Annotated in this window: 28 protein-coding genes and 1 tRNA gene; 6 read left to right on the forward strand and 23 right to left on the reverse strand. The window is 44.1% G+C overall.

Features of this window, described 5'->3' with window-relative positions; genetic code table 11:
* Nucleotides 1–10: 10 nt before the first annotated feature.
* The 4 genes from AWH66_RS25715 to AWH66_RS18135 form a co-directional block, all read right to left on the reverse strand.
* Nucleotides 11–355 (reverse strand): hypothetical protein, encoded by a 345-nt coding sequence (locus AWH66_RS25715; RefSeq protein ID WP_143081534.1) that lies wholly within the window; start codon nt 353–355, stop codon nt 11–13.
* Nucleotides 356–710: 355 nt separating this feature from the next.
* Nucleotides 711–1,079: a winged helix-turn-helix domain-containing protein gene (locus AWH66_RS26310; RefSeq protein ID WP_006071887.1), complete on the reverse strand. Its 369-nt coding sequence runs from the start codon at nt 1,077–1,079 to the stop codon at nt 711–713.
* Between the two features lie 633 nt (nt 1,080–1,712).
* Nucleotides 1,713–1,789: transfer RNA gene (locus AWH66_RS18130), tRNA-Val, on the reverse strand.
* Between the two features lie 171 nt (nt 1,790–1,960).
* The gene (locus AWH66_RS18135; RefSeq protein ID WP_063603838.1) at nt 1,961–2,620 is read right to left on the reverse strand and encodes a DUF2726 domain-containing protein; all 660 of its coding nucleotides are present in this window, start codon (nt 2,618–2,620) and stop codon (nt 1,961–1,963) included.
* Between the two features lie 147 nt (nt 2,621–2,767).
* Between AWH66_RS18135 and AWH66_RS18140 the strand changes: the two genes are divergently transcribed.
* Nucleotides 2,768–3,307, forward strand: coding sequence for a lipocalin family protein (locus AWH66_RS18140; RefSeq protein ID WP_063603837.1), 540 nt, complete (start codon nt 2,768–2,770; stop codon nt 3,305–3,307).
* On the opposite strand, the gene AWH66_RS18145 is transcribed toward AWH66_RS18140, so the two are convergent.
* Nucleotides 3,304–4,065: an MBL fold metallo-hydrolase gene (locus AWH66_RS18145; RefSeq protein ID WP_063603836.1), complete on the reverse strand. Its 762-nt coding sequence runs from the start codon at nt 4,063–4,065 to the stop codon at nt 3,304–3,306. The genes AWH66_RS18140 and AWH66_RS18145 overlap by 4 nt on opposite strands.
* A gap of 109 nt (nt 4,066–4,174) precedes the next feature.
* Here AWH66_RS18145 and AWH66_RS18150 point away from each other — a divergent pair, with 109 nt between their 5' ends.
* Complete coding sequence (locus AWH66_RS18150) at nt 4,175–4,891, forward strand: glycerophosphodiester phosphodiesterase family protein (RefSeq protein WP_063603835.1); 717 nt, start codon at nt 4,175–4,177, stop codon at nt 4,889–4,891.
* On the opposite strand, the gene AWH66_RS18155 is transcribed toward AWH66_RS18150, so the two are convergent.
* Nucleotides 4,875–5,801, reverse strand: a complete 927-nt coding sequence (locus tag AWH66_RS18155; RefSeq protein ID WP_063603834.1) for a LysR family transcriptional regulator — start codon at nt 5,799–5,801, stop codon at nt 4,875–4,877. The genes AWH66_RS18150 and AWH66_RS18155 overlap by 17 nt on opposite strands.
* Before the next feature lie 102 nt (nt 5,802–5,903).
* Here AWH66_RS18155 and AWH66_RS18160 point away from each other — a divergent pair, with 102 nt between their 5' ends.
* A complete protein-coding gene (locus tag AWH66_RS18160; protein WP_063603833.1) occupies nt 5,904–6,836 on the forward strand; it encodes a DMT family transporter in 933 nt (310 codons plus the stop codon).
* A 110-nt stretch (nt 6,837–6,946) separates the two neighbouring features.
* The gene (locus tag AWH66_RS18165; protein ID WP_063603832.1) at nt 6,947–8,053 is read left to right on the forward strand and encodes a M20/M25/M40 family metallo-hydrolase; all 1,107 of its coding nucleotides are present in this window, start codon (nt 6,947–6,949) and stop codon (nt 8,051–8,053) included.
* Nucleotides 8,054–8,106: 53 nt separating this feature from the next.
* Here AWH66_RS18165 and AWH66_RS18170 read toward each other — a convergent pair whose 3' ends face one another.
* The 3 genes from AWH66_RS18170 to AWH66_RS18180 form a co-directional block, all read right to left on the reverse strand.
* Entirely contained in the window at nt 8,107–8,460 is a 354-nt protein-coding gene (locus AWH66_RS18170) for a ribosome recycling factor family protein (RefSeq protein ID WP_063603831.1), read from the reverse strand.
* Entirely contained in the window at nt 8,439–8,876 is a 438-nt protein-coding gene (locus tag AWH66_RS18175; RefSeq protein WP_063603830.1) for a DUF3859 domain-containing protein, read from the reverse strand. Before AWH66_RS18175 ends, AWH66_RS18170 begins: the two co-directional genes overlap by 22 nt.
* Before the next feature lie 76 nt (nt 8,877–8,952).
* Nucleotides 8,953–9,321, reverse strand: coding sequence for an ATP-binding protein (locus AWH66_RS18180; RefSeq protein ID WP_063603829.1), 369 nt, complete (start codon nt 9,319–9,321; stop codon nt 8,953–8,955).
* 182 nt (nt 9,322–9,503) lie between these two features.
* On the opposite strand from AWH66_RS18180, the gene metA reads away from it, so the two are divergent.
* Nucleotides 9,504–10,445, forward strand: a complete 942-nt coding sequence (metA, locus tag AWH66_RS18185; protein ID WP_038225793.1) for a homoserine O-acetyltransferase MetA — start codon at nt 9,504–9,506, stop codon at nt 10,443–10,445.
* A gap of 93 nt (nt 10,446–10,538) precedes the next feature.
* On the opposite strand, the gene AWH66_RS18190 is transcribed toward metA, so the two are convergent.
* Complete coding sequence (locus AWH66_RS18190) at nt 10,539–10,790, reverse strand: DUF3081 domain-containing protein (protein ID WP_063603828.1); 252 nt, start codon at nt 10,788–10,790, stop codon at nt 10,539–10,541.
* Nucleotides 10,791–10,884: 94 nt separating this feature from the next.
* Nucleotides 10,885–12,552 carry an AMP-binding protein gene (locus AWH66_RS18195; protein ID WP_063603827.1) on the reverse strand — a complete coding sequence of 556 codons (1,668 nt, stop codon included), beginning with the start codon at nt 12,550–12,552 and terminating at the stop codon, nt 10,885–10,887.
* A 249-nt stretch (nt 12,553–12,801) separates the two neighbouring features.
* On the opposite strand from AWH66_RS18195, the gene pilW reads away from it, so the two are divergent.
* On the forward strand, nt 12,802–13,527 hold the full coding sequence (pilW, locus tag AWH66_RS18200; RefSeq protein ID WP_063603826.1) for a type IV pilus biogenesis/stability protein PilW: 726 nt from the start codon (nt 12,802–12,804) through the stop codon (nt 13,525–13,527).
* On the opposite strand, the gene rlmF is transcribed toward pilW, so the two are convergent.
* From rlmF to AWH66_RS18260, 12 genes are all read right to left on the reverse strand, one after another.
* Nucleotides 13,519–14,577, reverse strand: a complete 1,059-nt coding sequence (rlmF, locus tag AWH66_RS18205; RefSeq protein WP_063603825.1) for a 23S rRNA (adenine(1618)-N(6))-methyltransferase RlmF — start codon at nt 14,575–14,577, stop codon at nt 13,519–13,521. The two genes, pilW and rlmF, sit on opposite strands and share 9 nt — an antisense overlap.
* Nucleotides 14,561–15,070, reverse strand: a complete 510-nt coding sequence (locus tag AWH66_RS18210) for a M48 metallopeptidase family protein (protein ID WP_063603824.1) — start codon at nt 15,068–15,070, stop codon at nt 14,561–14,563. The genes rlmF and AWH66_RS18210 overlap by 17 nt, the downstream gene beginning before the upstream one ends.
* Nucleotides 15,071–15,225: 155 nt before the next feature.
* Nucleotides 15,226–16,338 (reverse strand): 3,4-dihydroxy-2-butanone-4-phosphate synthase, encoded by a 1,113-nt coding sequence (gene ribB / locus AWH66_RS18215; protein ID WP_063603823.1) that lies wholly within the window; start codon nt 16,336–16,338, stop codon nt 15,226–15,228.
* Nucleotides 16,339–16,351: 13 nt separating this feature from the next.
* Nucleotides 16,352–17,194, reverse strand: a complete 843-nt coding sequence (locus AWH66_RS18220; RefSeq protein WP_063603822.1) for a sugar phosphate isomerase/epimerase family protein — start codon at nt 17,192–17,194, stop codon at nt 16,352–16,354.
* A 16-nt stretch (nt 17,195–17,210) separates the two neighbouring features.
* Nucleotides 17,211–18,119, reverse strand: a complete 909-nt coding sequence (locus AWH66_RS18225) for an AEC family transporter (RefSeq protein WP_063603821.1) — start codon at nt 18,117–18,119, stop codon at nt 17,211–17,213.
* Nucleotides 18,120–18,121: 2 nt separating this feature from the next.
* Nucleotides 18,122–18,898 (reverse strand): triose-phosphate isomerase, encoded by a 777-nt coding sequence (locus AWH66_RS18230; RefSeq protein ID WP_063603820.1) that lies wholly within the window; start codon nt 18,896–18,898, stop codon nt 18,122–18,124.
* Entirely contained in the window at nt 18,895–19,527 is a 633-nt protein-coding gene (dhaL, locus tag AWH66_RS18235) for a dihydroxyacetone kinase subunit DhaL (protein WP_063603819.1), read from the reverse strand. Before dhaL ends, AWH66_RS18230 begins: the two co-directional genes overlap by 4 nt.
* 2 nt (nt 19,528–19,529) lie before the next feature.
* Nucleotides 19,530–20,531 (reverse strand): dihydroxyacetone kinase subunit DhaK, encoded by a 1,002-nt coding sequence (locus tag AWH66_RS18240; protein ID WP_063603818.1) that lies wholly within the window; start codon nt 20,529–20,531, stop codon nt 19,530–19,532.
* Nucleotides 20,532–20,548: 17 nt separating this feature from the next.
* Nucleotides 20,549–21,559: a 4-hydroxythreonine-4-phosphate dehydrogenase PdxA gene (locus AWH66_RS18245; RefSeq protein ID WP_063603817.1), complete on the reverse strand. Its 1,011-nt coding sequence runs from the start codon at nt 21,557–21,559 to the stop codon at nt 20,549–20,551.
* Nucleotides 21,560–21,577: 18 nt separating this feature from the next.
* Nucleotides 21,578–22,861: a TRAP transporter large permease gene (locus AWH66_RS18250; protein WP_063603816.1), complete on the reverse strand. Its 1,284-nt coding sequence runs from the start codon at nt 22,859–22,861 to the stop codon at nt 21,578–21,580.
* Nucleotides 22,858–23,433 carry a TRAP transporter small permease gene (locus AWH66_RS18255; RefSeq protein WP_240495636.1) on the reverse strand — a complete coding sequence of 192 codons (576 nt, stop codon included), beginning with the start codon at nt 23,431–23,433 and terminating at the stop codon, nt 22,858–22,860. Before AWH66_RS18255 ends, AWH66_RS18250 begins: the two co-directional genes overlap by 4 nt.
* Before the next feature lie 56 nt (nt 23,434–23,489).
* Nucleotides 23,490–24,473 carry a TRAP transporter substrate-binding protein gene (locus AWH66_RS18260; RefSeq protein WP_006073802.1) on the reverse strand — a complete coding sequence of 328 codons (984 nt, stop codon included), beginning with the start codon at nt 24,471–24,473 and terminating at the stop codon, nt 23,490–23,492.
* Between the last annotated feature and the right edge of the window lie 26 nt (nt 24,474–24,499).

Consider the following 24,499-nt stretch of genomic DNA (forward strand, 5'->3'; position numbering starts at 1 on the left):
AAACCCTCAGCTAAATATAGATTGGGGTACCTTTGTCAAAGCAGTAGCCTTGATATCCCCAAAAGAATCGATTTAAGCCAACTAACATTTTGAATATCGACGTAGACTCAACATGTTCCATGATTATTTTTTCCGGCCTTACCTGTGCGAAGGTTTCAAGCATATCCACTTCTCTTGCCGAACTGGGAGATTGAATTTTGATGAACTCGTATAAGTTCATATCCAATTCATTAGCACGAAAGTCCGACTTGTAAATATCGTAATCATCCGCTGCCGTCACTACGCCATTCTGTTTTAGCAGAGTAAGCCCCTCTATGATTCGTACGCAGCTGCCACACACGTTTCGTTCAGTCATTTCCACAACTAGCCCAATTTGTTTTTCTAATAGATAGCTATTTAACTCAATAAGTCTCGCTAACAAGGTAATATCACATAGATTGCTTCGCTCTATGTTGAGAAAGATATACTTCCCAGACCAATCACATTCAAACCTACCATTCTCAACGGCGACTTTTATTCGTTCTAGCAAATAATTAGCTGATGATGAAAACGTTAAGTCACTATGAACATTGGGGCCAAGCAAAGTTTCTCGACTTCTTATTTGGTCAATTAGAACCTCATACCCTATACATTGCTCACTTGCACTATATATACCTTGCATTTTGTACTGGTAATTTGCGCTGCTATGCTTGATTCCTTTAATAAATCTGTCAATTTGCACACACATAAATGGCGTTCTCCCCTTCTACGAGTGCGTAGCCTACGCCCCGTATGCTTATAATCCTTATATTTTTATCTGCCAGATTCCTTCTCGTGCAGTACACCAATTGGAGCAAACTACTTTCGCTTATTGGTTCTCCGTCCCAAACAAAATCAACAATCTCATTTTTCGATAGAACCACACCTTGAGGTGTTTGGTTTAAGCAGCAAAGCATTCTTAAACATGTCTCACTCCATACTCGATTGCTTTTTCGGTCTATTACTTTGTTCTTTCTCTTCTCTAATTGAAGATCAAACCGGTACTCAATATTCTTAATTCGAATACAGTTAAAACATTCAAGACTTTTAAGACATTCCATTAGTTACTCCCCCGTAAGCGAAAATGCTAACAAACAGACCAACTGACATGACGTTTAATGATTATTATTATTTAGAGCAAGAATTCTATTTTAGGGCGGAATTAAAGTGCGAACCAATAACCAATACAGATCACATAAAACAATCACACTAATAACAGCAAGGTCAATAATAACCTAAATTTCAATAATTATAAGATGTAGAGTAATGAAGTGTCGGAATGCGTAATATTTCGTAGGAACAACACCCTATATCCGTACGAGATCCGGATTAATTATATGTAGTAATTCTATCAAGGTGGAATAGGTAATATTATCGGTTGAGTAGCATCTTTATAAGTTGAGTTATTATATAAAACAACACTAGCTTATTAACCGCATATCATTAGATATAAATAGCTCACTTTCTTCATCACAATGGGATTACTATTGATGCCCGATATCTACATTGCATGAATTATCTAATCAAGATGACTTTTCCTGAGTGAATAGAACTCAACAAATGAAATTACGTCAACGAGCCAATACCTGCACTCGCTTACTTTTTGTTGAATACACTAATTATAATTCCGAAAGTGAATGTAATTTTTGCATATACGAAAAAGCCCGCTTCAGAGAAGCGGGCTTTCTAAAATTTGGTGGGTCCGGGCGAACTCGAATCGCCGACCCCTACCATGTCAAGGTAGTACTCTAACCAACTGAGCTACGGACCCATCGTCTTTGGAACGAGATGGATATTAACGAGAGATACCAAGCTGTGCAAGTAGATTTTTGTGTTTTTGGTATCGTTTGGCTTAGAAGCCATCAATTCGACTCTTTTTTATGCTTTTAACCAGTAAAAATGTGAATTACATCAGTTTGTTGAAGCTAGTGGTACTACGTATCTATTCCTCATCATCGAAAACGACGTTGTAGTTTTCGGTGTATTGGCATAATGGTTGACGACTACAAGTAAAGAAACGTCGTCCTTTGAAATCGCCCTGAGTTGCCGTCTTTATCGTCATAGGGCTACCACAACGTTTACAGAAACGGACTTCTTTTTCGGGTTCAATAAGATCAATATGTGCAGCAAGCAAACGTCTTATCTTGCTGACTTGGTAGCTCAACTTAACAGATGCACCTATTAGTGGGATATTTGCAGATTTACACACTTGCATAATCAGCTTTTGACGTTCAACTTTGCCTTTATCCAACTTTTGACCGTTGTCGTACTCGATTACGACTCTGGGCTGCATCGTTCTCGGATCGCAAATAACAAAATCGAAGTAACTTTTGGCAATCACATTGTTAGCTATGAACCATTGCTTCTTATTACTCGTTTTCTGAGGAGTCACTACATTAGCCATGTTAACCTTAGTTAAGATGACACCATGCTCCCCTACGGCTTCTTTTAGTGCGTTATAGAAAGCCGTTTGTGCCGAAGAGAGAATTGGTCCCTTCACTTTGTAGTGATACGATCTTGTGTCTTCCTGCTTTACAAAGTACTTCTGAGCAACAAGGAACAACCCCACCAGTAACGCTAATACAATGAATATCTCAAACATTGACGCAGTAATACCTAGAATTAATGAACATGTTCGTTTCCAGAGTATTCGCAATAGGATATAGATGCAATCATTGTAAGCTGAACTCTGATTTTTGTCGTATATTCTATTTAGAAAGAGTCAGTTAGGTAATAAAAGGAGTCTACCTTGATAAAAACAATTCTTCGCTATTTTGTGGTTAGCTTGCCACTGTTGTTACTCGGTTGTACTGGCATCCCCGACAAAGTACAGCCCGTTACTGGTTTCGATCTCGACCACTATCTTGGTAAATGGTATGAGGTGGCTCGACTGGACCATAGTTTCGAACGAGGTCTAGATAATGTGACCGCTACCTATTCAATGAATGATGATGGCTCTGTAAAAGTACTGAATCGTGGTTGGGACACAAAAGATCAGGAATGGTCGGAAGCGGAAGGCAAAGCAAAATTTGTTTCGTCAACTGATATAGCGCACCTTAAAGTGTCTTTCTTCGGACCTTTCTACGGTAGCTATGTAGTCTATTACTTAGAACCAGATTATTCTGCTGCGCTAATCAGTGGCTACAATTCCGATTACTTTTGGATTTTATCGAGAACACCGACCGTTCAGGAAGCAAAGCTAGACCAATATTTGAAAGTCGCTTTTGAAGCCGGGTTCGACACATCAGCACTTATCTTCCCTAAACACGATAAGTCTGAGCAAAATTAACGCGCAGTCAGTACAGACCTAAACACTCCTTTAAGTTTAATTTTCGTTACCCGCCAATGAGTCACTGGTCTCATTGGCGCGGTGTCAAGAATATGCTCTTTTGCACGCTCATCAAAAACCACAGGGCCTCGGTGCGCCAGCAGAATCTGCTCGGCGTTTAAGTTATACACTTTCTCCACTGAGCTTCGATATTGATTGGGATGAAATATAGGAAATGGTGCAATGAGATGCTGCTTCACTTGCACCATTAAGTCCGCAACATAAACAATCGACTCATTGGGGTTATAGACCGAGATATCTCGGTCTGTGTGACCCGGCGTGTCAAGTATTTGCCAATCATCAAATAACGGTACGGTATCGCCATCAATCAATTGGTAATCCGCATTTAACGCCTTGTTGTACCAGAGGTTCTTTCTAGGTTGCCCTAAGCGCTTCGCCATATACCAAGCCAAAACTAAGTCTGTAACATGCATCAGAAAGCCATCGATCCCAGAATACCAATCTCGCTCTTTGGCTGCAGAGACAATTTTAGCCCCTGTAATGGCTTTAAGCCGATGGGCAGCTCCAGCGTGGTCTGGATGCATATGGGTCACGACGATAACTTTTAAATCAGAAACTTGCCTCTGTAAATCATCGGTGATAAAACGCAGTATAGTGCCCACGTCAGCTCGGCTTGCACCGTCTAACAAGAGCAATTTATCTGGATACTCAACCAAATATATTTGTTGTATATATCCTTTAATATGATGAATCTTCATCTTTCACCAACTGGTCTGATGTCTTTTCACCAAGATAGCCTTCGGATAACATTTTTGCAACATAAACATCATTCATCTATGTTGAATTGATAAGGGTCTAGGAATATTTATGAGTACATTAATTGCAGGTCATCGCGGTGTTGCTGGAACCCATCCAGAAAATACCTTAGCGAGTGTTCAAGCCGCAAAAAGAGCGGGCCTCTCCTGGGTTGAAGTGGATATTCAACCAACTAAAGATGACATACTAGTGGTTTGTCACGACCACACTATTAACCGATGCAGTAATGGCACTGGCAGAATAGATGAATTAACATTCGAGCAACTTAGTCAGTTCGACTTTGGGTCATGGAAAGCGCCACAGTTTGCTGGTGAGCGACTAATGACCTTCGATGAATTACTCAATTACTGCCTGACTAACCAACTGAGCATCAATATTGAGGTCAAGGTTGATAAACATGATGCAGAGCACGTCGTTGCTCTACTTGCAGAGCGGCTCAATGCTAGTGAGATAGACCGAGAACAGTTGCTTATCTCAAGTTTTAGTGGTGAGGTTATGCTTGCACTGCATCAAGCAAAACTTGGCGTGCGCCTGGGCGTGTTGGGTAACAGACTTAATAACCGTCTTTTAAAAACTATTGATGAGGTCGAGGCATTCAGCTGCCATCTCAACTATCGTTGGCTTACCCAAAAGCACATTAGAACGTTGCGAGAGCGCGGCCTGCAGATCTGGTGCTATACCGTCAATAACCCGAAATCTTTTAAGCATTTACAGCAAGTTGATGCAATCTTCAGTGATTATCCGCAGCGATTTATGAACTTAGTTTAGGGGGCTTCATTGACGCAACCATATAATCAATAAATGCTCGTCTTCGAGCGGGCATGAACTTTGACTGGGGAAATTGCATCACTATTTCCCCTTGATACCGAGAGTTAATATGCCACTCTGGTAGCACCTGTAAGACCTCGCCTGCTCTCAAAGCTTTTTCCACCACAAACTCCGGGAAGATACCAATACCAACTCCACTTTTCACTGCATTTAATCGCATCTCGGAGTGGTTAACAGAGTAGCGACCGTCAACTTGAACTTTGACGTTTTCTCCATCCTTGTTGAAAAGCCATACGTTATCGTTTGGTTGCTCATTGAGAAATAAACAATTGTGATTCAAAAAGTTATTTGGATGGAACGGAATACCATGCTCTTGAAGATACGATTTGCTTGCACACAGCACAGCTTTGATTTCACCAAGCGTTTTTGCCACCAAGTTTTCTCTTGGGAAATGTGTCAGCTCGAAAACGATATCTAAGTTGTGACCAAAAGGATCGACGAACTCATCACTAACCAGTAAGCGAAGTTTTACCTTGGGATACAAATCGAGAAACGGCAGCATTAATGGTTCTAAAATATGGCGGCTGAAGGCTTTGGGTGCCGATATTCTCAGTTCTCCTAAGGCTTCTCCACCTTCCTGACTGGCAATATTAGCGATATCAGAAGCAGACTCCATGATTTTCTTACTGAACTCGTACACTACCTTGCCAGTGTCCGTTGTTACCTGTTTTCTCGTTGTTCGTTCAAGCAGATCGGCATTAAGCGCAGCCTCAAGTCGACTGATTTGGCGGCTTACTCCTGATGGCGTCATACCTAGCCGCTGAGAGGCGGCGGTGAAGCTCCCAGCTTCAACAACTGTCACAAACGCAGCAATGTCCGGCAGAAGTGCCATGAGTTTATTTGTGTCCATCAGTCATAAGTCCTATGCATTTCGGAAGTATTATCACTTTGTTATTCATAAGTTAGCATATCGATAGAATTATTCACAAAAAATATTTAAGAGCAATTACAGATGGATAGGAATTACGCACAAAGTTTCACAGTAAATTGGGCTATTATAGGGCTACTCGCAGTATCAATCGTCTGGGGAACTAGTTACGGAACGTCAAAGCAGGTTCTTCAAACACTTACTGTCCCACAATTATTGTTCGCTCGTTTCGCTTTAAGCTCTGCCGTACTAGTCGTAATCCTATATAAGAAAAAACTCTTCATTGAATTTACTAACAACGCAATTGGCTATCTAACGGTAGGCTTACTTACCGGCGCTATCTTGAGCTGCATATTCATTACCGAAACGTGGGCTGTCATGCTCGCTCAAGCAGGACAAGTCGCTGTCCTCATCAGTCTCTGTATCCTATTCACTCCATTCTTGGAAAAGGCATGGCTTAAAGTTTCATTACCTAAAGGACTGGTGGCATACTGTTTTATAGGGGTGATTGGTGTCGCTTTGCTTTCCAACGTGACTCAACAAGACTTTACTTTCAATTGGGGAATCGCATTAGTTCTAATTGCAGCCGTACTCAGAGCCATCATGGTTGTTACCTGCCGAAAAGCCTTCACAGGACGTGAGTTTAATACCGAACTGATTACTTTTATTCAACTCTCGGTTGTAACTGTCGTAAGCTTGTTATTAATGTTTAAAGAAGGGTCAGCTACCCACTTTACAACAACCATGATGCAAATTGATTGGTTCACCTTGAGTTGCCTAATTTACCTTGCTTTAGGTTGTACTCTTATGGCGTTTTTTCTGCAGAACTATGCCGTCAAATTTCTTCACGCAAGCCAAGCATCACTTTTGATGGGGACAGAGCCATTATTCGGGTTGATTTTCGCGGCAGTTTTCTTGCAGGAGCAACTTACAAACCTTCAATGGTTGGGTAGTTTTCTTATCATTTCCACCACTGTTGCAGCTTGTTACCAATTTTCTAAGCACAAACAGCCTTGATATCAGTCGATTTACCTAAAATGCGGCGCTTTTTTTGATTTACCTCAGGTCTAGCACGTAAACATAGGGTGTAAAGTGAGTGTCCCTGTTTCATAACGTGAAGTAATCCTATGACACTAGTAAATACCGACCGCCTTGTTAACCACTTCTTTGATCTTGTTAAAATCGACAGCGAATCTGGCAATGAAAAAGCCATTGCTGAAGCTATCGCTGAACAGTTGGGTGAGCTAGGTTTCGCCGTAAGCAAACTTCCTGTACCAGAACAGTATACTAACGGGTTTAATGTATATGGTCGCCTTGAAGGCACGCTTGAAGGTAGCATTGTATTCAGTGCTCACATGGACACAGTAACTCCAGGTATTGGCATTGAGCCAATCATTGAAGACGGCATTATTCGCTCAAAGGGCGATACGATTCTTGGTGGAGACGACAAGTCTGGTATTGCAGCGGTAATGGAAGCAGTACGTTGCCTTAAAGAGCAAAACCGCGAACATAAAACTATCGAAGTCGCTTTCACCGTTCACGAAGAAGGTGGACTGTTCGGTTCGGAACACTTTGATATGTCCTACATCCAATCAAGCAACGCGATCGTACTTGATACTGGTGGCCCAATCGGAACCATCGTAACGGGTGCTCCGGGTCAACAAAAGATCGTTGCTAAAATCAAAGGTCGTCCAGCTCACGCAGGTCTGGCTCCCGAAGAAGGCATCAGCGCAGCAATGGTTGCTGCAGATGCTATCGCAAACATGAAGCTGCTTCGCATCGATTCGGAAACCACAGCAAACATTGGTTCTGTTAACGGTGGTCAAGCAACCAATATCGTAATGCCAGAACTAACTGTAGTTGCCGAAGCACGTTCACTAAACAGCGACAAGTTAACCGCTCAAGTTAACCATATGGTTGAAACTTTCCAAGCGTCAGCTGAGAAATTCGGTGCGGAAGTTGAAATCGAATCAACACGTGCCTACGATGCATTTGTTATCGCAGAAGACGACGCACATGTTCTGAAGATTAAGCAAGTCTTTGAAGCAAACGGCGTCGAAGCCAACACCAAACATACTGGTGGTGGTAGTGACGCGAACAACTTCAACGGTAAAGGCCTAACAACTGTGAACCTTTCTACTGGTATGGCAAAAGTTCATACTACAGAAGAGTACATCGCTATTGACGATATGGTGAAAATCACTGACTTCGTTATTGGCTACGTAACGGCTTAAATCTAGCACTAGAACTTAGCGCTGCTTTTCACATATGTGGAATGCAGCGTTTTTTATAGCCCTTCGTATTCATCAATGGCGGCACGAGCTTCCACTAGCGTACAACCCGACTCATGCATCAGTTCTGCAATGGTTACTTCAGGGTTTCGCTCTAATACTTGTTGAATAGGTGACTTATACTCCGATAACACTTTCTCTATCGCGACCGATATCCAACCTATACCAGCATCTAATGCGAACGATGCCAGTTGCTCTTTACGACCAATAACGAGCCAATTGCGAGAGCGGCGGATACGTTTGAGCGTACATCCAGATTGGGAAGCGCTTGCGATAACTTGTGCTTTATCCTCAACTCGATGGACGAAGCTATTGAGACGAACTGATATTAAAAGCCGCGATGTTTCCAAAACTGACCTTCATCTCTTGCTGTAACTTTGAACTTCTTCTCCGCAATCACACGTCCTTGCATTTCAAGCACCATGCGCCACTCACCTAGGTTGCTTTCGAGGCCATCGATAGAGTGCAGCAGCTGAATGGTGTCACCCAGATAGAAATCCCAATCATTACTGCCGATATGCTCTTCACCATCAAAAGGTTCCAACACCTGTCCTTTCTTGCCAACGATGCCAGGATGGTAAATGCAGTATCGAACGCGCTCCCCTTTGGCCTTTTTGATATTAACAATAAAGCCAAATTCAATGTGCTCATCAGCTGGCACTATGGTGGTGAAATCTTGAATTTTAGGCAGCTCTTTAGAGCCTGAATCCCAAGTAGAATAGATACCATAAGACGTCATCTCGATGACGGGTGAACGTTTAGCCATTGTCCCATTGAGCCTTTTATTTGATGAGCATTATTTGATACGTCATTAGCGTGACACAGCGCTATATTTAGTGCGTTCAGTCTTGCCAGCGAGCACGCATTTTAGCAATGACAGCATCACTAACTCCATGGATATTTTGGTATTTACCGATACAAACGATAATTTCCAAATCCGCATTGAATTGCTGCGCTAGCGTTTTGTACGTCTTCATTTCCCAATGTCGCACGAAGGTATTTGCCACTACTACATCCTCACCTTTGGCAAGAGCCTGCTTGACCTGCTTCTGGCACCATAAATGTGCTTGTTCAATCAGGCTAGGGTCATAGCAGTAGTCTCCGTGATCATTAACAAAATACATGTCTGCTTCGAAATGTTGTGCATCATACGTCTTTGCTAACGTTGTTTTTCCCGAGCCAGGTAAGCCCCGGATAAGCGTCAATTTCAATTGTTGATACCTTCAAACGTATAGAGCCATGCATTGTACCCAATTTCAGGCTCAGTACACGGTTTGATTCGTTGGTCATACTCGAATTGAACTAAAATTAACTATCGACAAGCAAAAACGTTTGCGTTAACTTTAGATGTATAGACGTCCAGATGACCAAACATTAGCTTAGGGAGAAAGCTGTGCCAATTAAGATTCCCGATCAACTGCCTGCATCCAACGTATTGAGAAACGAAAATATCTTCGTGATGTCGGAGACCCGTGCTGCCACGCAGGAAATTCGACCACTCAAAGTACTGATCCTCAATTTGATGCCAAAGAAAATTGAAACGGAAACCCAGTTCCTAAGATTGCTTTCTAATAGTCCACTACAAGTTGATGTCGAGCTGCTGCGCATTGATGACAGACCAAGCAAGAACACACCAACGGAACACCTAGATACCTTCTACCGTCAGTTTGAAACGATCAAAGATCGTAACTTCGATGGACTTATTATTACCGGGGCACCACTCGGTTTAGTTCAATTTGAAGACGTGATTTACTGGGAACATCTGCAAACCATTATGAATTGGGCTAATAAGCACGTAACCTCTACTCTGTATGTGTGCTGGGCGGCTCAAGCGGGACTGAAGCTGTTATTCGATTTGCCGAAAAGAACTCGCAAAGAGAAACTGTCTGGTGTTTACCACCATACTATTCAGCATCAATACCACCCGCTACTTCGTGGTTTTGATGATTCTTTCCTTGCACCCCATTCGCGCTACGCAGATTTCTCGCCCGAGTATCTGGAGTCACATACGGATCTAGATATTCTAGCGACGTCAGATGTAGCTGGTGTCTACCTTGCAGCAACCAAGGACAAACGAAATGTATTTGTGACAGGTCACCCTGAGTACGACTCACACACTTTACATGGCGAGTATGTCCGTGACCTTGGTGAAGGTATGGAGCCCGCAATTCCGGTCAATTATTATCCGAACAACAATCCTGATAATAAACCTATCGCGAGCTGGCGCAGTCATGGCCACTTGTTGTTTGCCAACTGGCTCAACTACTGCGTATACCAGCAAACGCCTTACGATTTGGAACACTTCAGTGCAGATGCGTTTACCACAGACGAGTAAAACTGTCTTGCGACCTATTTTCTAAATCCTGTCACGGCAACATCTACCCATCTCCCCTGCTATAGGGGAGATATCATCTGTATTCCTACGATTCTACTTCGCTAACAACGCTACTTTTTTCAAAAAGCTATCACGTAAGTGTTCTTGGTCGTATTCCAAATGATAGGTATTGTGAAAGCCCACTTTCAGCTCTACACCATTACCTCTCATATACACGTTATAACCATCATAATCTGAGAACGCTTCAACACCGCCATAGATCTTGCCAAACTCTGTATCAGTGCCATGTTCCATTATGTTGTCGTAGGCTTGAAGTACTTTTCCGGGGTCCAGTTCGTTTTTCATCGCTGCCTCCTAATAAACAAAGCCACACTAAAAGTGTGGCTTATGAATATGCAGAGCGCCAATTTTATCCGGCTATTGCGTGAGCTGTTCGATCTTATTCATCACGTAGAACTCGACGTAATATTTTACCCACGTTGGTTTTTGGCAGCTCATCTCTAAACTCAATCACTTTAGGGATCTTGTATCCTGTAAGATGCTGACGACAGTGTTTCTTAATGTCATCAACGGTAACTGGACCACTAGTCACTACGACTAACTTGACGCGTTCCCCTGCTACATCATCAAGCACGCCTACCGCTGCAGCCTCAACAATTTTAGGGTGTAACGTCGCTACCTCTTCAATTTCGGTTGGGAACACATTAAATCCAGAAACCAAAATCATATCTTTCTTACGGTCTTCGATATAGAAGATGCCGTCTTCGTCCATACGACCAATATCGCCCGAATACAACCAGCCATCTTTGGTTAATATAGCGCTGGTTTCCGCTTCTTGCTTCCAATAGCCTTTCATTACTTGGTCACCACGGATTTGAATCTCTCCGACTTCGTTTACACCCAGTGGTTGACCGTTTTCATCTACGATACGCAGTTCAGTACTTGGCAGGGGAACTCCTACCGCAGGCACGTAGGATTGCTGTGTATGAACACCACCTGCAACTACAGGCGAGCATTCCGTCAAACCGTAGCCTTCAATGATTGGCATCCCTGTAATCTTTTGCCATTCGTCTGCGATGTGTTTTTGAGTTGCCATGCCACCAGCAATGGTGAACTCAGCATTGGAGAAATCCAACTCTCTAAATTTGGCGTGATTGTTCAATGCCGCAAATAACGTATTAAGCCCAAATATCATCGTGAACGGATATTTACTTAAGTCACTGACAAAACTATTCAAATCACGAGGGTTCGTAATCAAGAGGTTGCTACCACCCATGTACATCATTAACATCATACTGACTGAATTGGCAAAGATGTGGTAAAGCGGTAAAGGAGTCACCGCACGCTCTTTGTCTTTAGAAGTTCTAGGACCGAAATGGCCATAGACTTGCAGCACGTTCGCAATGATGTTTCTATGAGTTAGCATTGCCCCTTTCGCAAGACCTGTGGTGCCGCCAGTGTACTGAAGATAAGCAAGGTCACCGCTTTCAATCAAAGGTGGGTTAAAGTCCATACGTTTACCGTCAGTAAGTGCACGTCTTAATGAAATCGCCCCAGGCAAATGGTACTTAGGCACCATTTTTTTCACGTACTTAACCACAAAGTTCACTAACGTTCGTTTATGTGGTGCGAGTTCATCACCAATGCTCGTCAAGATGACATGCTTAATGCTGGTCTTAGCAATGACCTGTTGTAAGCTGTTACCAAAGTTAGTCACCGCCACAATGATCGTCGCACCCGAGTCACGCAGCTGATGCTCCAGCTCTCTTGGCGTGTATAGCGGGTTGACATTAACCACAACAAGTCCTGCCTTCAACGCACCAAGAATGGTGATTGGATATTGCAGTAAGTTCGGCATCATCAGCGCAATTCTATCGCCCTTTTTCGCCTTAAGTTCGTTCTGAAGATAGGCAGCAAAAGCATCACTTTTCTCGTTTAAGTCGCGATACGTGAGTGAATGTCCCATGTTGACAAACGCCGTGTTGTCCGCGAATTGCTCGAACGGCTTAACGAACATCTCATTGATGTTGGTGTATTGGTCGATATCGACAAACTCAGGAACATCATCGGGATACGTCTTTAACCAAGGTTTGTTATTTGTGCTCATTGCTATTACACCTATTTATTTTATCTCGAGTACTCTAACGAAGTTCACACAATAGATATAGATTAGAGTCATTATTCTATCTTAAATGACTACTTTATAAGCAAAATGACTTGCTCGAACTTCACAACCATCGTTAAGTTTTGACGATTCGCTCGCACGGTTACCCCGATTTCCTACGTTCGATACGACATCGACTTATGATGAACAGACGAAATCGCGGTTTGACATTAAGGAATTTGAAACAGAACTATGAAAAGCCATGCTCACATCGTAATGCTCGCCTCGATGACATTGAGTGGCTGTGTTACCGTTCAGGAGGATAATACCAATACTCAACACACACCAATAAATATGGCTGATACACGTATTGCTTTGGGTCTTAGCTACATCAAACTTGAACAATATTCCAAAGCACGTCAAAGCTTAGAAAAAGCCATGAAATATGCACCCCACTACTACAAAAGCAGTTTGTCTTTAGCGTACTATTTCGATGTAGTCGGAGAAGTTGATAAAGCGGCAGAGCTATACAAGAAAGCGCTTAAAGAACACCCAAACAACGGCAATGTTTACAATAACTATGGTACTTTTCTGTGTAAGCAAGGAGAGTTTCAAAGAGCTGATGCCTTATTTAATCAAGCGCTCAACAAACCTAGCTACTATGCTGTCGCTGAGACCTATGAAAATGCTGGTTTATGCGCTCTAAAAGCGCAAAAAAGTCATCAAGCCAAATACTATTTCAACAAATCAGTTGAACACCAACCACTACGTCCCGTCTCCAGTTTGCAATTAGCGGCGTTAGAAATAGAACAGGACCAATTGCCTCAAGCTCGATTGAGATTGCTCGACTTTAGTCAACGCTATGGTTATCAGCGAAACAACCTTGAGTTATTAATCGAGCTTGAGCGGAAATCAGAGAACTGGATTTTAGTCAACAAGTACCAAGCCTTGCTTGAGCAAGTTAACGTATCAAAGTAGTGCTTTGACCTTATCTTTTCTTTCTTCTGCTGACATAAACGTCCATGCCAAGAAACGACTTTTCTTCTGCCCTTGTGCCATTTCTTGAATCACAATTTCAGAGACACCTAGTTTTTCTAGACGCTTTCTAAGTGGGCGAATATTGTCTTTTTTGGATAGTAAGGTGCTAAACCAAATCACTTGTGATGAAAACTCTTTACTTTCCTGAGCCATATTAAGTACAAACGCTTCCTCTCCTCCGGGACACCACAGCTCTGCATTTTGCCCACCAAAATTGAGCTTCCCATCCAACTTGGCTGCACCGTATTGACCACGCGACTTTTGATTTTTCGAGAGATTGTTGTTTTTCCGCTCTGTGCCTTTTTGCGCGTCTTCCATCGACTTATGGAAAGGAGGATTGCAAGTGGTAGCGACGAAAAAATCATCAGAAGCAATCACACCAGCAAACATATGATTGCTGTTTTGCTGATGTCGAATCTCAATTTTCCGCGCCAGTTTGTCGTTGTTATTGACGATCTCTTTGGCACAGTTCACCGAGATAGGGTCAATGTCAGATCCTACCCAATTCCAGTGATGACGTGTCGCACCAACAATCGGATAGATGCAGTTTGCGCCAGTACCAATATCAAGCGCTTTAACCTTAAGACGAGCTTTCTCAGACTGCTCTCGCATTAAGTCATATTGCAGCCACTCATTAAGGCGATGAACATAATCCGCTCTGCCGGGAATAGGAGGACACAAATAACTCTCAGGAATGTCCCAAAAGTTTATACCATAGTAGGCCTTGAGCAGTGCGCGATTGAGCAGCTTAACCGAAGCAGGGTCGGAGAACATGATCGTCGCCTCCCCTTTAGGATTGCTGATAACAGAGTCCTTCAGTTCAGGGAGTGCTTGCGTGAGCTTTACAAAATCGTAGCGGCCCTGGTGAAAGTTGTCTTTGTGAAGACCCTCTGCATGACGCTTAACTAGCTTAGTATCTGAGCTCACCATCTTGTTCTTCTTAGTGTGACCCGATTTGCTGTTGGCGCGTTTATTATTTTCGGTCTTCATGCTTAAGCTCCTGATAGATCATAAATAGGCGCGCATCGAACTCTAGCTGATGATAATCAGGCTCCATATGACAGCATAATTGGTAAAACGATTTATCGTGCTCTTTTTCTTTGATATGAGCAAGTTCGTGCACCACTAGCATCCGCAATAATGGCTCCGGCGCATGTTTAAACACGCTAGCAATGCGAATTTCGTTCTTAGATTTTAGCTTGCCACCATGGGAGCGGGACACGTAAGTGTGCAAACCAAGCGCGTTGTTTATCAAATGAATTTTATTGTCCCAAATGACTTTTGAAATCGGCGCTGTTTTTTTCATGTAGCGCTGTTTGATATCCATGGTGTAATCGAACAACGCTTTTTCACTCTGGATTTGATGACGCTCTGGATAACGCTTTTCAAACCACGCAACAAAACGCCCGCTTTCAATTAGTGAAGATACTTGTTCAATAAGGTTTTGCGGATACCCCGCAATGTATTTGAGACTACTATTCATCCGCTTTTAGCGCATCCTAGGTTAAGTTTGTCGCCATTCTATAGAAGTCCCTTTTTGAAAGCCATAAGATGGTTCTGCCAATCTAACTGCTCTAAACCAACAAGCAAAAAAGCAGCCCGAAAGCTGCTTTTTGATTATTAGTGTCTGGTTAACTATTAACTGGGTTCAACATAATCCACAACCTCCAAACCAAAGCCAGACAACGAGTGGTATTTTTTGTCTGCCGAAGACAGGAGATTCATCTTGGAGACGCCGAGGTCAGCAAGTATCTGTGAACCAACGCCCACCTTTCGTGAGGTGCTGGTTTTCTTATTTTGTGGGTAGTTTTCCCCTTGGTCTAGTGCCTGATAACGTTTTACTTTTGCTATCTGCGACTCAGAACTATCCTGCCCTTCGAGGATCACCAATATCCCTCCTCGATCAGCAATGGTGGCCATGGCTTTGTTTAGTGTCCATGACGATTGCGATTCGCGAGTAGAAAACAGCACATCTTGGAAAGTGTCTTTCACATGGACTCGAACGTTAGTCGGCTGCTCATCAATACTCCCCTTCACCATGGCATGGTGAATTTGGTTATCCACAGTGTCTTTGTAAGTCACCATCGAGAACTCACCAAATTCTGTTGGGATCTGACAGCTTGCAACGCGCTCAATGGTCGTTTCTGTCGCGTTTCGGTATTCGATAAGATCGGCAATCGTCCCTAATTTAATACCGTGCTTTTCAGCAAACATTTCCAATTGCGGACGTCGAGCCATGGTGCCGTCGTCATTGAGGATCTCAACGATAACTGATGCTGGTTCGTGACCGGCTAATCTTGCTAAATCGCAGCCTGCCTCTGTATGCCCAGCGCGAACCAACACCCCGCCATCTTTGGCCGCCAACGGGAAAATATGCCCCGGTTGCACTAAGTCTTGAGGTTGCGCACCTTTGGCAACAGCAGCCTGTACAGTCACTGCTCGGTCCTCAGCAGAAATGCCAGTGGTAACGCCTTGTGCTGCTTCAATCGATACGGTAAAAGCCGTTGCCCAAGGCTCAGTAGGATTTTGAACCATAGGAAACAAATTTAACTCTTGGCAACGCTGCTGCGTTAATGTGAGACAAATTAGCCCTCGACCATGAGTTGCCATAAAGTTGATATCTTGGGCTGAGATGCACTCAGCCGCCATCATAATATCACCTTCATTTTCACGATCTTCATCATCCATTAGGATGACCATTTTTCCTTGTTTGTAGTCTTCAAGTACATCTTTGATACAGCTAATTGGCATAAGAAAACCTTTGTTATTGTTCGGCAAGTTGTTGAATGTAGGACACACTAGATTTCAGTGCCGCTACAATGTTTTCCATACTTTCTGGGGAGCGCCCACGAATTGGGAAGGTGTCTTTGCGTCGATACATACGCAGTGGCTTTTCAATACTGAATGGTAATTGACGGTTAGCCAGCGTCTGAATAATGGGTTCAAAGTTAATTACCCCCTGCCCAAGAGCTGGGAACGTAAACTTGTCATCATGAATTTGCACATCTTTAATATGGAAATGCTGACAGAAAGGTAGCGCCATCTTAGCTTCTTCACTCGGGCTTAAGTTGGGCACAAGAGAGACTGAGTTACCCGGATCGAAGTTTAGCGCCAACGCGTCATGGTTAACCTCTGAAAGCATTCGAACGCCATCGTGAGCCGTCGCAAACGCATTAAAGTTATGGTCACCACCGTTCTCAATACAAATGACACACCCCTTGTCTTTGGCGTATTCCGATAACACTTTAAGATTGGCGATAATGGTTGCACGATCGGCAATTGGGCCGGTACAGGTATTGAGATAAGTCACTCCAAGGTGATGAGCGAAATCGATTCTCATCATAAAATCATCGATCGCGCTTGGTGCAGCTAAATTCATGGTACAGCCCAGCGCATCTGTTTTAAGTTGCTCTTTGTCCAATAGTGACAGTAAGTATTGAGCATGGCTCTCGGAGAACATGTCACTGTCAAGTTGACCAACATAGCCTTGATTGAAAGCAAATTCGACTTTGCCCACGCCCAATTGACTGATTGTTTTCAGCGACGTTTTTAAGTCATGCCCATCAAAAATCGCTGTGTTGATGGCTAATCTATCTAATATTCCCATCACATTAATCCCTTAATTATGTTACTTGGAGCACCTTTTCCCATGTCACGAGCGACACCAACGAGAGCATAGTGGTGAACAGTATCACGCTCGCCGTTGCTTCCTTTGCCACCTGATATCGCTCAGACAATAAGTACACGTTTATACCCGTTGGCAGACTGGCCAAAATCACCAAAACTTGAACTTCTATTTGAGAAAGTTGAAATACAAAACTCGCGAAAAGCAGCATTGTTAGTGGAAATACAACGATTTTCACTGCAAGAAGCAGTAACACTTTCTCTTGCATCAATGCACGGAACGGATAGCAACTTAGGCTTGCTCCAAGAATGAATAAAATAACCGGAAGAGCGGCCCAGCCAATGAGCGCTAAGCCATCAACAACTGCCGGATAAAGAGTAATGCCCCATACATTAATCAATAACCCAGTGGCAATTGCGAGTAGAATCGGGTCAGTCACAACTTTTTTATAAGAGTAGAAACCCGGCTCCCCCGAACGAATCATAAGTATGTTGACCAAGGGCAACACCACGACCAAATTGGTCACGATAATTCCCATTAAAATCAGTTCAGCTTCTGGACCATACAGTGAGAACACCAATGGCACACCAATACCAACGGCATTAGGATACAGCGCAGAAATCGATTTGATCGTCGCCGCCGCTGCGGTGTCATTGCCTTTGACGAAGAGCCAAAGACGGACAGCAAAAAATAAACCTCCCAACCCCAAACCATAAGTCGCCAGTAGCTTTGGCGAAGGAAGTTGAGAGAGATCGGCGTGAACAAGTGAAGTAAAGAACAAACAAGGCGTAAGATAGCTAAAGGCAATATTTCGGCTCCAATCAATGCGATGTTTCGTCATGATTGGTAACGCTTTAGCGGCTAGTAGCCCAAGCACAATGAGTGATAGTAACTTCACTTGCTCCATCGTTAGTGCTCCAACTTGCTATTGGCAATACTGAGCAGCTCAACGTAGCCTTCGGCATTCCAAGCCGTACGACCAACAAACACGCCATCAATATTGGCTTGGTCTAGTAGCTCCGAGGCATTAGTTAGATTGACGCTACCACCGTATAGAAGTACCACATTATCCGCGATCTCTTGACCATAGCACTCCACCAGTGCATCACGGATTGCGCGATGTACCGTTTCGGCTTCTTCTTTGGTCGCCGGAGTACCTCCTTCTCCAATTGCCCATACAGGCTCATAAGCGAGGACAACGTTGGCGACTTTGTCTAGAGGAACGTCATACAACGCAATCTTAACCTGACGCACAACAGACTCTACTGATACGCCCCACATCTTTTCGTCTGCGGTGTCACCGACACAAACCAGTGGTGTTAGGCCATGCTTTAAAGCCGCAAGCACTTTAAGATTGACGGTTTTGTCCGTCTCGCCGAACATAGCGCGTCGCTCAGAATGACCGATCTCCACAATAGAGACACCACAATCTTTCAGCATCAATGGTGACACTTCACCGGTAAACGCTCCGCTGTCTTGCCAGCACATATTCTGTGCGCCAAGTTTTATCGCTTCTGCATGTATCGTTTGTGCCATTTGAGAAAGGTAAGGGAATGGCGGAATAACAAAAGGTTGAATTCGGTCATCTGACCGTTCAACCGCCTGTTCCACTGCCGCTGCCCATGACGCTGCCGAGGCAGCGTCTTTGTTCATTTTCCAGCTTGTGCCGACCCAGATTTTCTTCATGCTGGAACCTGCTCGCACGCATATTCAGACATGAACTGTAAGATAAGAGACATAGATACCGCGCCTGGATCTGGATGACCCAGTGAACGCTCACCAAGAGTTTTCGCTTTACCAGTTGTGGCAATCATATCTTTAGTTGCTTCAACACCTTGCTTGGAGGCAGCAGCAATTGCAGGTAGGTTTTTCGTCAAGTCACCAGAAAGTTTTTCAGATGCTTCAACAGCTGCTACTAGGGCATCAATCATCGTCTTATCCCCTGGTTTTGCACCACCACGGTGATAAACACCTTGCAAACCGCCGGCTAAGAATGTCGCCAATGTTTCGGTATCCAGTTGCTCTGCACCTTTGATGGACTTAGCACCGCTACGGAACAAGGTACCGAAGATCGCCCCAGAAGCCCCGCCCATGGTAGCCATCATAGTAGAGCCAATTTTCAGCATCAGCTTACTGACATCTTCTGGTTGAAATTCGTCCGTCAGCAGCGTCTGAACGGCTAGAAAGCCTCGCTCCATACCTATGCCGTGGTCGCCATCACCAATCGCTTGGTCATACTTAGTCAGCATAGGTTCGCTATCGACCATGTTCTTTGCCACATAAGCCATCATGTTTTTCGCCGTTAATACATCCATTGTTATTTCCTCAAAGCAAATGATTCACAAGGTAGGTCGTAGAGCGCTTTCAGCTCATCATCCAGTTTTAATAAAGTAATTGAGTAGCCAGACATTTCCTGAGACGTACAGTAGTTGCCCACTAACGTGTCATGAACCGTGATGCCACGCTCTGCCAGAAGGGCATGCGCTTGCTTGGTCGCAATCAGAAGTTCCATATAAGTCGATGCGCCTAGATTATTGACCAAAAGGCACACTTCATCGCCAGATTGATACGGAAGGTCAGTGCACAGATCATTAATGAGACGGGTGACGACGTCGTCAGCAGAGGTCATTTTCTCGCGGGACACACCCGGTTCACCATGCAAACCCATACCAATTTCTAGCTCATCATCTGGCAGTTCAAAGTTAAAGGTATTGGTTTGTGGTACTGAGCCCGCCGACAATGCCACGCCAATTGAACGGGTGTAGTCGCGAGCGCGTTCAGTCACTGCCACAATTTGGTCAAAGTCATCGTATTTTTCAGACGCTGCACCAGCGATTTTTAGCACGTACAAATCACCCGCCGTACCACGTCTTTCTTCGATTTTTTCTAACGGTGCAGAAGCCACATCATCCCAAACACGAATGGTGTGAGTTTTGATGTCATCATCGTCAGCAAGTTCGGCAGCAATATCAAAGTTCATATTGTCGCCCGCATAGTTTCCGTAAATGTAAATTACTCCGTTGCCATTGTTGACCGCTTCAGTCGTCTGCAAAATCACGTTTGGTGCAGGAGCAGCAAAAATATCACCCAACGCCGCCGCATCCGCGAGTCCCTTGCCGACGTAGCCTGCAAATAATGGCTCGTGACCTGCGCCACCACCAGTCACGATAGCGACTTTATCCTGAGGAAAATCAGTACGCATTGCCGCGGTAATACCCGGTAATCCTTCTAGCTTGCCATTCATTGCAACCAAGAGACCGTCAAATTGCTCTCTTGCCACCGCCATTGGATCATTAATCAGTTTTTTTGGCTTTCTCATGGGGTTCACCATTTATTTTATTGTTGTTTTAGTTGATAACTTGTCGCCATTCGAGTGGTCAGCTTCAGTGCATTTTCCATTGCAGGCGTTGAGGCAACGTTCTTGCCGTAAATATCAAAGGCAGAGCCGTGGTTAGCGGTGGCAATTGGAATTGGAATACCGCCCTGAACCGTGACGCCGCGGTCAAAGCCCATCATTTTCAGCGCTGTCGCGCCTTGGTCGTGGTACATAGAAACAATCGAGTTCATCGATTCTTTCTCTACAACCCACATAGTCGTGTCACCAGGGAATGGCCCGAATGCTTCGATGCCTTTTTGCTTCGCTTTTTCAATTGCCGGTGTAATAGTGGTAATTTCCTCATCACCGAACAGTCCACCTTCCCCACCGTGTGGGTTAAGGGCTTGAACGGCAATTCGTGGCGACTCAAAACCTGCAGAGCGCAATGTTTTGTCCATCAGCTCAATGGTTTCTAAAACCGAATCAACCGTGAGATTATTTACAACATTCTTGAATGGGATATGAGAGGTAACGCGACCCGCCCAAATGTCGTCGACAACGTTGACTTCACAGCCAAATCCTTGATAGCCAGTCAGCTCTGCAAACCACGACAGTTCATCACGGTGAGCCAGACCTGCCATGCTCATCGCTTGCTTATTCAAAGGTGCGAAGCAAATGCCATGGGTTTTATGAGCCAAGGTTAAGTCAACCGCTATCTTGAGTGTTTCAAGTACATAAGTTCCGCCTTGCGCCGTAGCTTTACCGTACTCAATAGGCTCGGCATGAGAGCTGCCAAATTTCAATAACACAGGCTTATTGTCGACAAAGTTGGCTTGCTCGAATGAATCAACCACATCGTAATCAAACGTCACTTGTGCGATGTCCATGCCTTTGCGAAGCTCATACTCGTCGGCAATGATAAGAATATTGGCTTGCTGTCTGTTTGCCTCGTCAGCGAGCACCTTAACCGCAACTTCAGGGCCAATTCCGGAAGGGTCACCTAATACAAGAGCAATAGTCGGTTTAGTCATGTTGTAATTCCTTGAAAGTTATTTATAAATGAAGTCCACAAAACCTACAGAGAGCGCGGGTACGTACGTTGCCAGTAGCAGCACAAAGAACAGTACTCCGATGAACAGTGCGTTGACTTTTGTTACCTGCCAAATGTCTCGTTTCGCGATAGAACAGGCCGTGATAAGAACACTTGCCACAGGCGGCGTTTGTTGACCAATAGAGATATTCAGTGCCAGCATAATTCCGAAGTGAATTGGGTCGATGCCTAATTCATGAATCAGTGGAAGTACTATAGGTACAGTTAGAATGATGGCCGCGGCGCCGTGCAGGAACACACCAACAATTAAGAGCATCACGTTAAGCATCATGAGAACAACGTACTTGTTTTCAGAGATACTTAAGATGCCAGCTGCCATTTGTTGCGGCACTTCTTGCTCGGTTAGGAACAGACCAAGTACTGCTGAAGTTGCGACGAGAAGCATCACTACTGATGTACCTGTAACCCCTTCCATCATCGCTTTATAGAACAGTTTTAGGTCCATCTCGCGGTAGATAAAGATGCTGATCACTAACGCTAGCAATACCGCAATGCCCGCTGCTTCCGTCGCGGTCATAAAGCCTGAAAGGATGCCGCCAAGAATAGCGAACGGTAGTGTTAGTGCCCAAAATGCATCTTTAAATGCTACCCAAAGCTTACGAAGGCTAAACGACTCTTCTCTTGGCAAGTTGTATTTGACCGCGTAGTAGTAACACACTCCAAACATACCTGCTGCACCAAGAAGACCCGATACGATACCTGCCACAAACAGCTGTGAAATCGACACATCGGCCATCGCACCGTAAATAATCATTGGTAACGATGGTGGAATTATCACTGCTAGAGAAGCTGAAGACGATGTGACCGCCGCAGAAAAGCTTCCTGAGTAACCACGTTTTTTCATCGCGGGAATCAAGATAGAACCTAGCGCGGCAACGTCGGCCACTGCTGAGCCAGAAATCTCAGCAAAAATCATCGAGACACCAACGTTTACCATAGATAGGCCGCCACGAACGAAGCCTACAATGGCGTTAACGAAATTGATCAATCGAAGAGAAATACCACCGGTGTTCATTAGTGCACCAGCGAAGACAAATAATGGAATAGACAGTAGCGTGAATTTAGAGCCACCTTCAAACATCGCCAGCGCGGCGTTGTAAATTGCGTCAATGCCTGACGTCGCAACCATCCCTACAACAGCGACCGCTCCGATAGCAACACCAATTGGCACATTAATCATTACTAAAGCGATCAAACAAAACAAAACGACTAACGCACTCATTTCACAGCCTCCATTGCTTCTGACATATCCTTTTTGGCATCACGAATTGCTTCTTTGATTTCTTCATCTTCTTGCGTTGAACCGTCACAAAGTAAATTCCATGCCTTTGGTAATGAGCAAAGTTGAGCCACAATAAATAGCACCGCTCCGATAGGTAACGCAGATTGAGCAAAGGAAAGCGTAATAAAGTCGAGACTGGTTAGTGTCTCGTCCCCGAAAATTTCTAGAATGTAGTAACTGGCCCAAGCAATCACGGCAAAGAATCCAATCACCACCAGTTCACTGAACAAAAACAGTGCTTTACGTAGTGGCAACGCCATACTCGCCACTAAGCCGCCAAAGCCCATATGAGAGCGTTTAATAGCGCACAGCGCCGAACCATAGAATGTCAGCCAGGCCAACAAAATCGCGGAGACTTCGTCGTACCAATAAAGAGAAGCACCGCTAAAACGCGAAAAAACAGCAACAATAATAATGGTGCTGAGTGCGAGTAAGATCGTCATGGAAATAGCGATCAACACTTTTTCTAGAACGCTAGAAACTCTATTTAACACAGCTAGAAAAGACATCATAAAACCTCGCGAAAAACACATGAGTGGCTGCACCTAGGGTGCAGCCAAGGGACTTCTTAGTTAGCTGTTGCCATTGCTTTATTCAGCATGACTTCGCCGTTATTTACGTTTTTCACAAAATCGTCGTAGATAGGTTGGCTTGCATCAACGAAGGCTTGACGGTTCGCTACATTAAGCTTCATACCACCAGCAACCAGTTTGTCTTTTAGCTCGCCTTCTAGCTTCGCGGCTTCTTGATAACCCCACTGCTGCGCTTGCTTTGCAGAGTCTTCTAGTACCGCACGTACTTCATCAGGGAATTTGCCATAATGACGCGCACCTGCTGTTAAGTAAGCTGGAGTGTATACGTGGTTTGTCACACTCAAATAGCCTTGTACTTCATGCAATTTTGCGGCGTAGATGTTGGTATAAGGGTTTTCTTGTCCATCGATAACGCCAGTTTGTAGACCAATGAATACCTCACTGAAGCTCATAGGCGTTGGGTTAGCCCCCCAATTTTTGAACATCTTCACGCGCCATGAACTGTTTGGCGTACGAATTTTCAAACCATCAAGATCTTCTGGTGTGTTAACCGGGCGCTGCGCATTAGTAATGTTTCTAAAGCCGTTTTCCCAAAAACCGATGACTTTGTAGCCTTTCTTCTCAGCAGCTGGCGCGATATATGGCCAGAATACTTGCTCCTCGATCTTAGCGACATGGTCACGATCTGAGACTAAAAATGGTAATTCAAACAACGCCATTTCCGATACGTGCGTTGGTAGTGTTGAAGTAAGTAGAGCCAAGTCGACTGTGCCTAGCTTCAACTTCTGTTGAACATCTTTGTCTTTACCTAACTGAGCTGCACCAAAAAACTTGAGGTTGTAGTCAATGCCTTGCTTCTTGAATTCTTCGTTTGCCACTTCAGTAAAGTATTGTGTCGTGTTGTATTGAAGTGAACCTACCTGCGCACTGGTCGCAACTTTTAGGTCTTTAGCAAATGCTGCTGAAGATAGAACGGCAGATACAGCGAGTGCAGTAAAAGTAAGTGTTGTTTTTTTCATTTTAGTTTCCACGTTATTCCATTAAA

Origin of the sequence: Vibrio barjaei (assembly GCF_001639065.2) — a bacterium.
Taxonomy (GTDB): Bacteria; Pseudomonadota; Gammaproteobacteria; order Enterobacterales; family Vibrionaceae; genus Vibrio; species Vibrio barjaei.

Bases quoted from the DNA above. Each gene is read 5' to 3' on its own strand.
- AWH66_RS25715 (WP_143081534.1), bottom strand. From the start codon at position 355: ATGACTGAACGAAACGTGTGTGGCAGCTGCGTACGAATCATAGAGGGG.
- AWH66_RS26310 (WP_006071887.1), bottom strand. From the start codon at position 1,079: ATGGAATGTCTTAAAAGTCTTGAATGTTTTAACTGTATTCGAATTAAG.
- AWH66_RS18135 (WP_063603838.1), bottom strand. From the start codon at position 2,620: ATGTTTGAGATATTCATTGTATTAGCGTTACTGGTGGGGTTGTTCCTT.
- AWH66_RS18145 (WP_063603836.1), bottom strand. From the start codon at position 4,065: ATGAAGATTCATCATATTAAAGGATATATACAACAAATATATTTGGTT.
- AWH66_RS18150 (WP_063603835.1), top strand. From the start codon at position 4,175: ATGAGTACATTAATTGCAGGTCATCGCGGTGTTGCTGGAACCCATCCA.
- AWH66_RS18155 (WP_063603834.1), bottom strand. From the start codon at position 5,801: ATGGACACAAATAAACTCATGGCACTTCTGCCGGACATTGCTGCGTTT.
- AWH66_RS18160 (WP_063603833.1), top strand. From the start codon at position 5,904: ATGGATAGGAATTACGCACAAAGTTTCACAGTAAATTGGGCTATTATA.
- AWH66_RS18165 (WP_063603832.1), top strand. From the start codon at position 6,947: ATGACACTAGTAAATACCGACCGCCTTGTTAACCACTTCTTTGATCTT.
- AWH66_RS18175 (WP_063603830.1), bottom strand. From the start codon at position 8,876: ATGGCTAAACGTTCACCCGTCATCGAGATGACGTCTTATGGTATCTAT.
- AWH66_RS18190 (WP_063603828.1), bottom strand. From the start codon at position 10,790: ATGAAAAACGAACTGGACCCCGGAAAAGTACTTCAAGCCTACGACAAC.
- AWH66_RS18195 (WP_063603827.1), bottom strand. From the start codon at position 12,552: ATGAGCACAAATAACAAACCTTGGTTAAAGACGTATCCCGATGATGTT.
- pilW (WP_063603826.1), top strand. From the start codon at position 12,802: ATGAAAAGCCATGCTCACATCGTAATGCTCGCCTCGATGACATTGAGT.
- rlmF (WP_063603825.1), bottom strand. From the start codon at position 14,577: ATGAAGACCGAAAATAATAAACGCGCCAACAGCAAATCGGGTCACACT.
- AWH66_RS18210 (WP_063603824.1), bottom strand. From the start codon at position 15,070: ATGAATAGTAGTCTCAAATACATTGCGGGGTATCCGCAAAACCTTATT.
- ribB (WP_063603823.1), bottom strand. From the start codon at position 16,338: ATGCCAATTAGCTGTATCAAAGATGTACTTGAAGACTACAAACAAGGA.
- AWH66_RS18220 (WP_063603822.1), bottom strand. From the start codon at position 17,194: ATGGGAATATTAGATAGATTAGCCATCAACACAGCGATTTTTGATGGG.
- AWH66_RS18225 (WP_063603821.1), bottom strand. From the start codon at position 18,119: ATGGAGCAAGTGAAGTTACTATCACTCATTGTGCTTGGGCTACTAGCC.
- AWH66_RS18230 (WP_063603820.1), bottom strand. From the start codon at position 18,898: ATGAAGAAAATCTGGGTCGGCACAAGCTGGAAAATGAACAAAGACGCT.
- dhaL (WP_063603819.1), bottom strand. From the start codon at position 19,527: ATGGATGTATTAACGGCGAAAAACATGATGGCTTATGTGGCAAAGAAC.
- AWH66_RS18240 (WP_063603818.1), bottom strand. From the start codon at position 20,531: ATGAGAAAGCCAAAAAAACTGATTAATGATCCAATGGCGGTGGCAAGA.
- AWH66_RS18245 (WP_063603817.1), bottom strand. From the start codon at position 21,559: ATGACTAAACCGACTATTGCTCTTGTATTAGGTGACCCTTCCGGAATT.
- AWH66_RS18250 (WP_063603816.1), bottom strand. From the start codon at position 22,861: ATGAGTGCGTTAGTCGTTTTGTTTTGTTTGATCGCTTTAGTAATGATT.
- AWH66_RS18255 (WP_240495636.1), bottom strand. From the start codon at position 23,433: ATGATGTCTTTTCTAGCTGTGTTAAATAGAGTTTCTAGCGTTCTAGAA.
- AWH66_RS18260 (WP_006073802.1), bottom strand. From the start codon at position 24,473: ATGAAAAAAACAACACTTACTTTTACTGCACTCGCTGTATCTGCCGTT.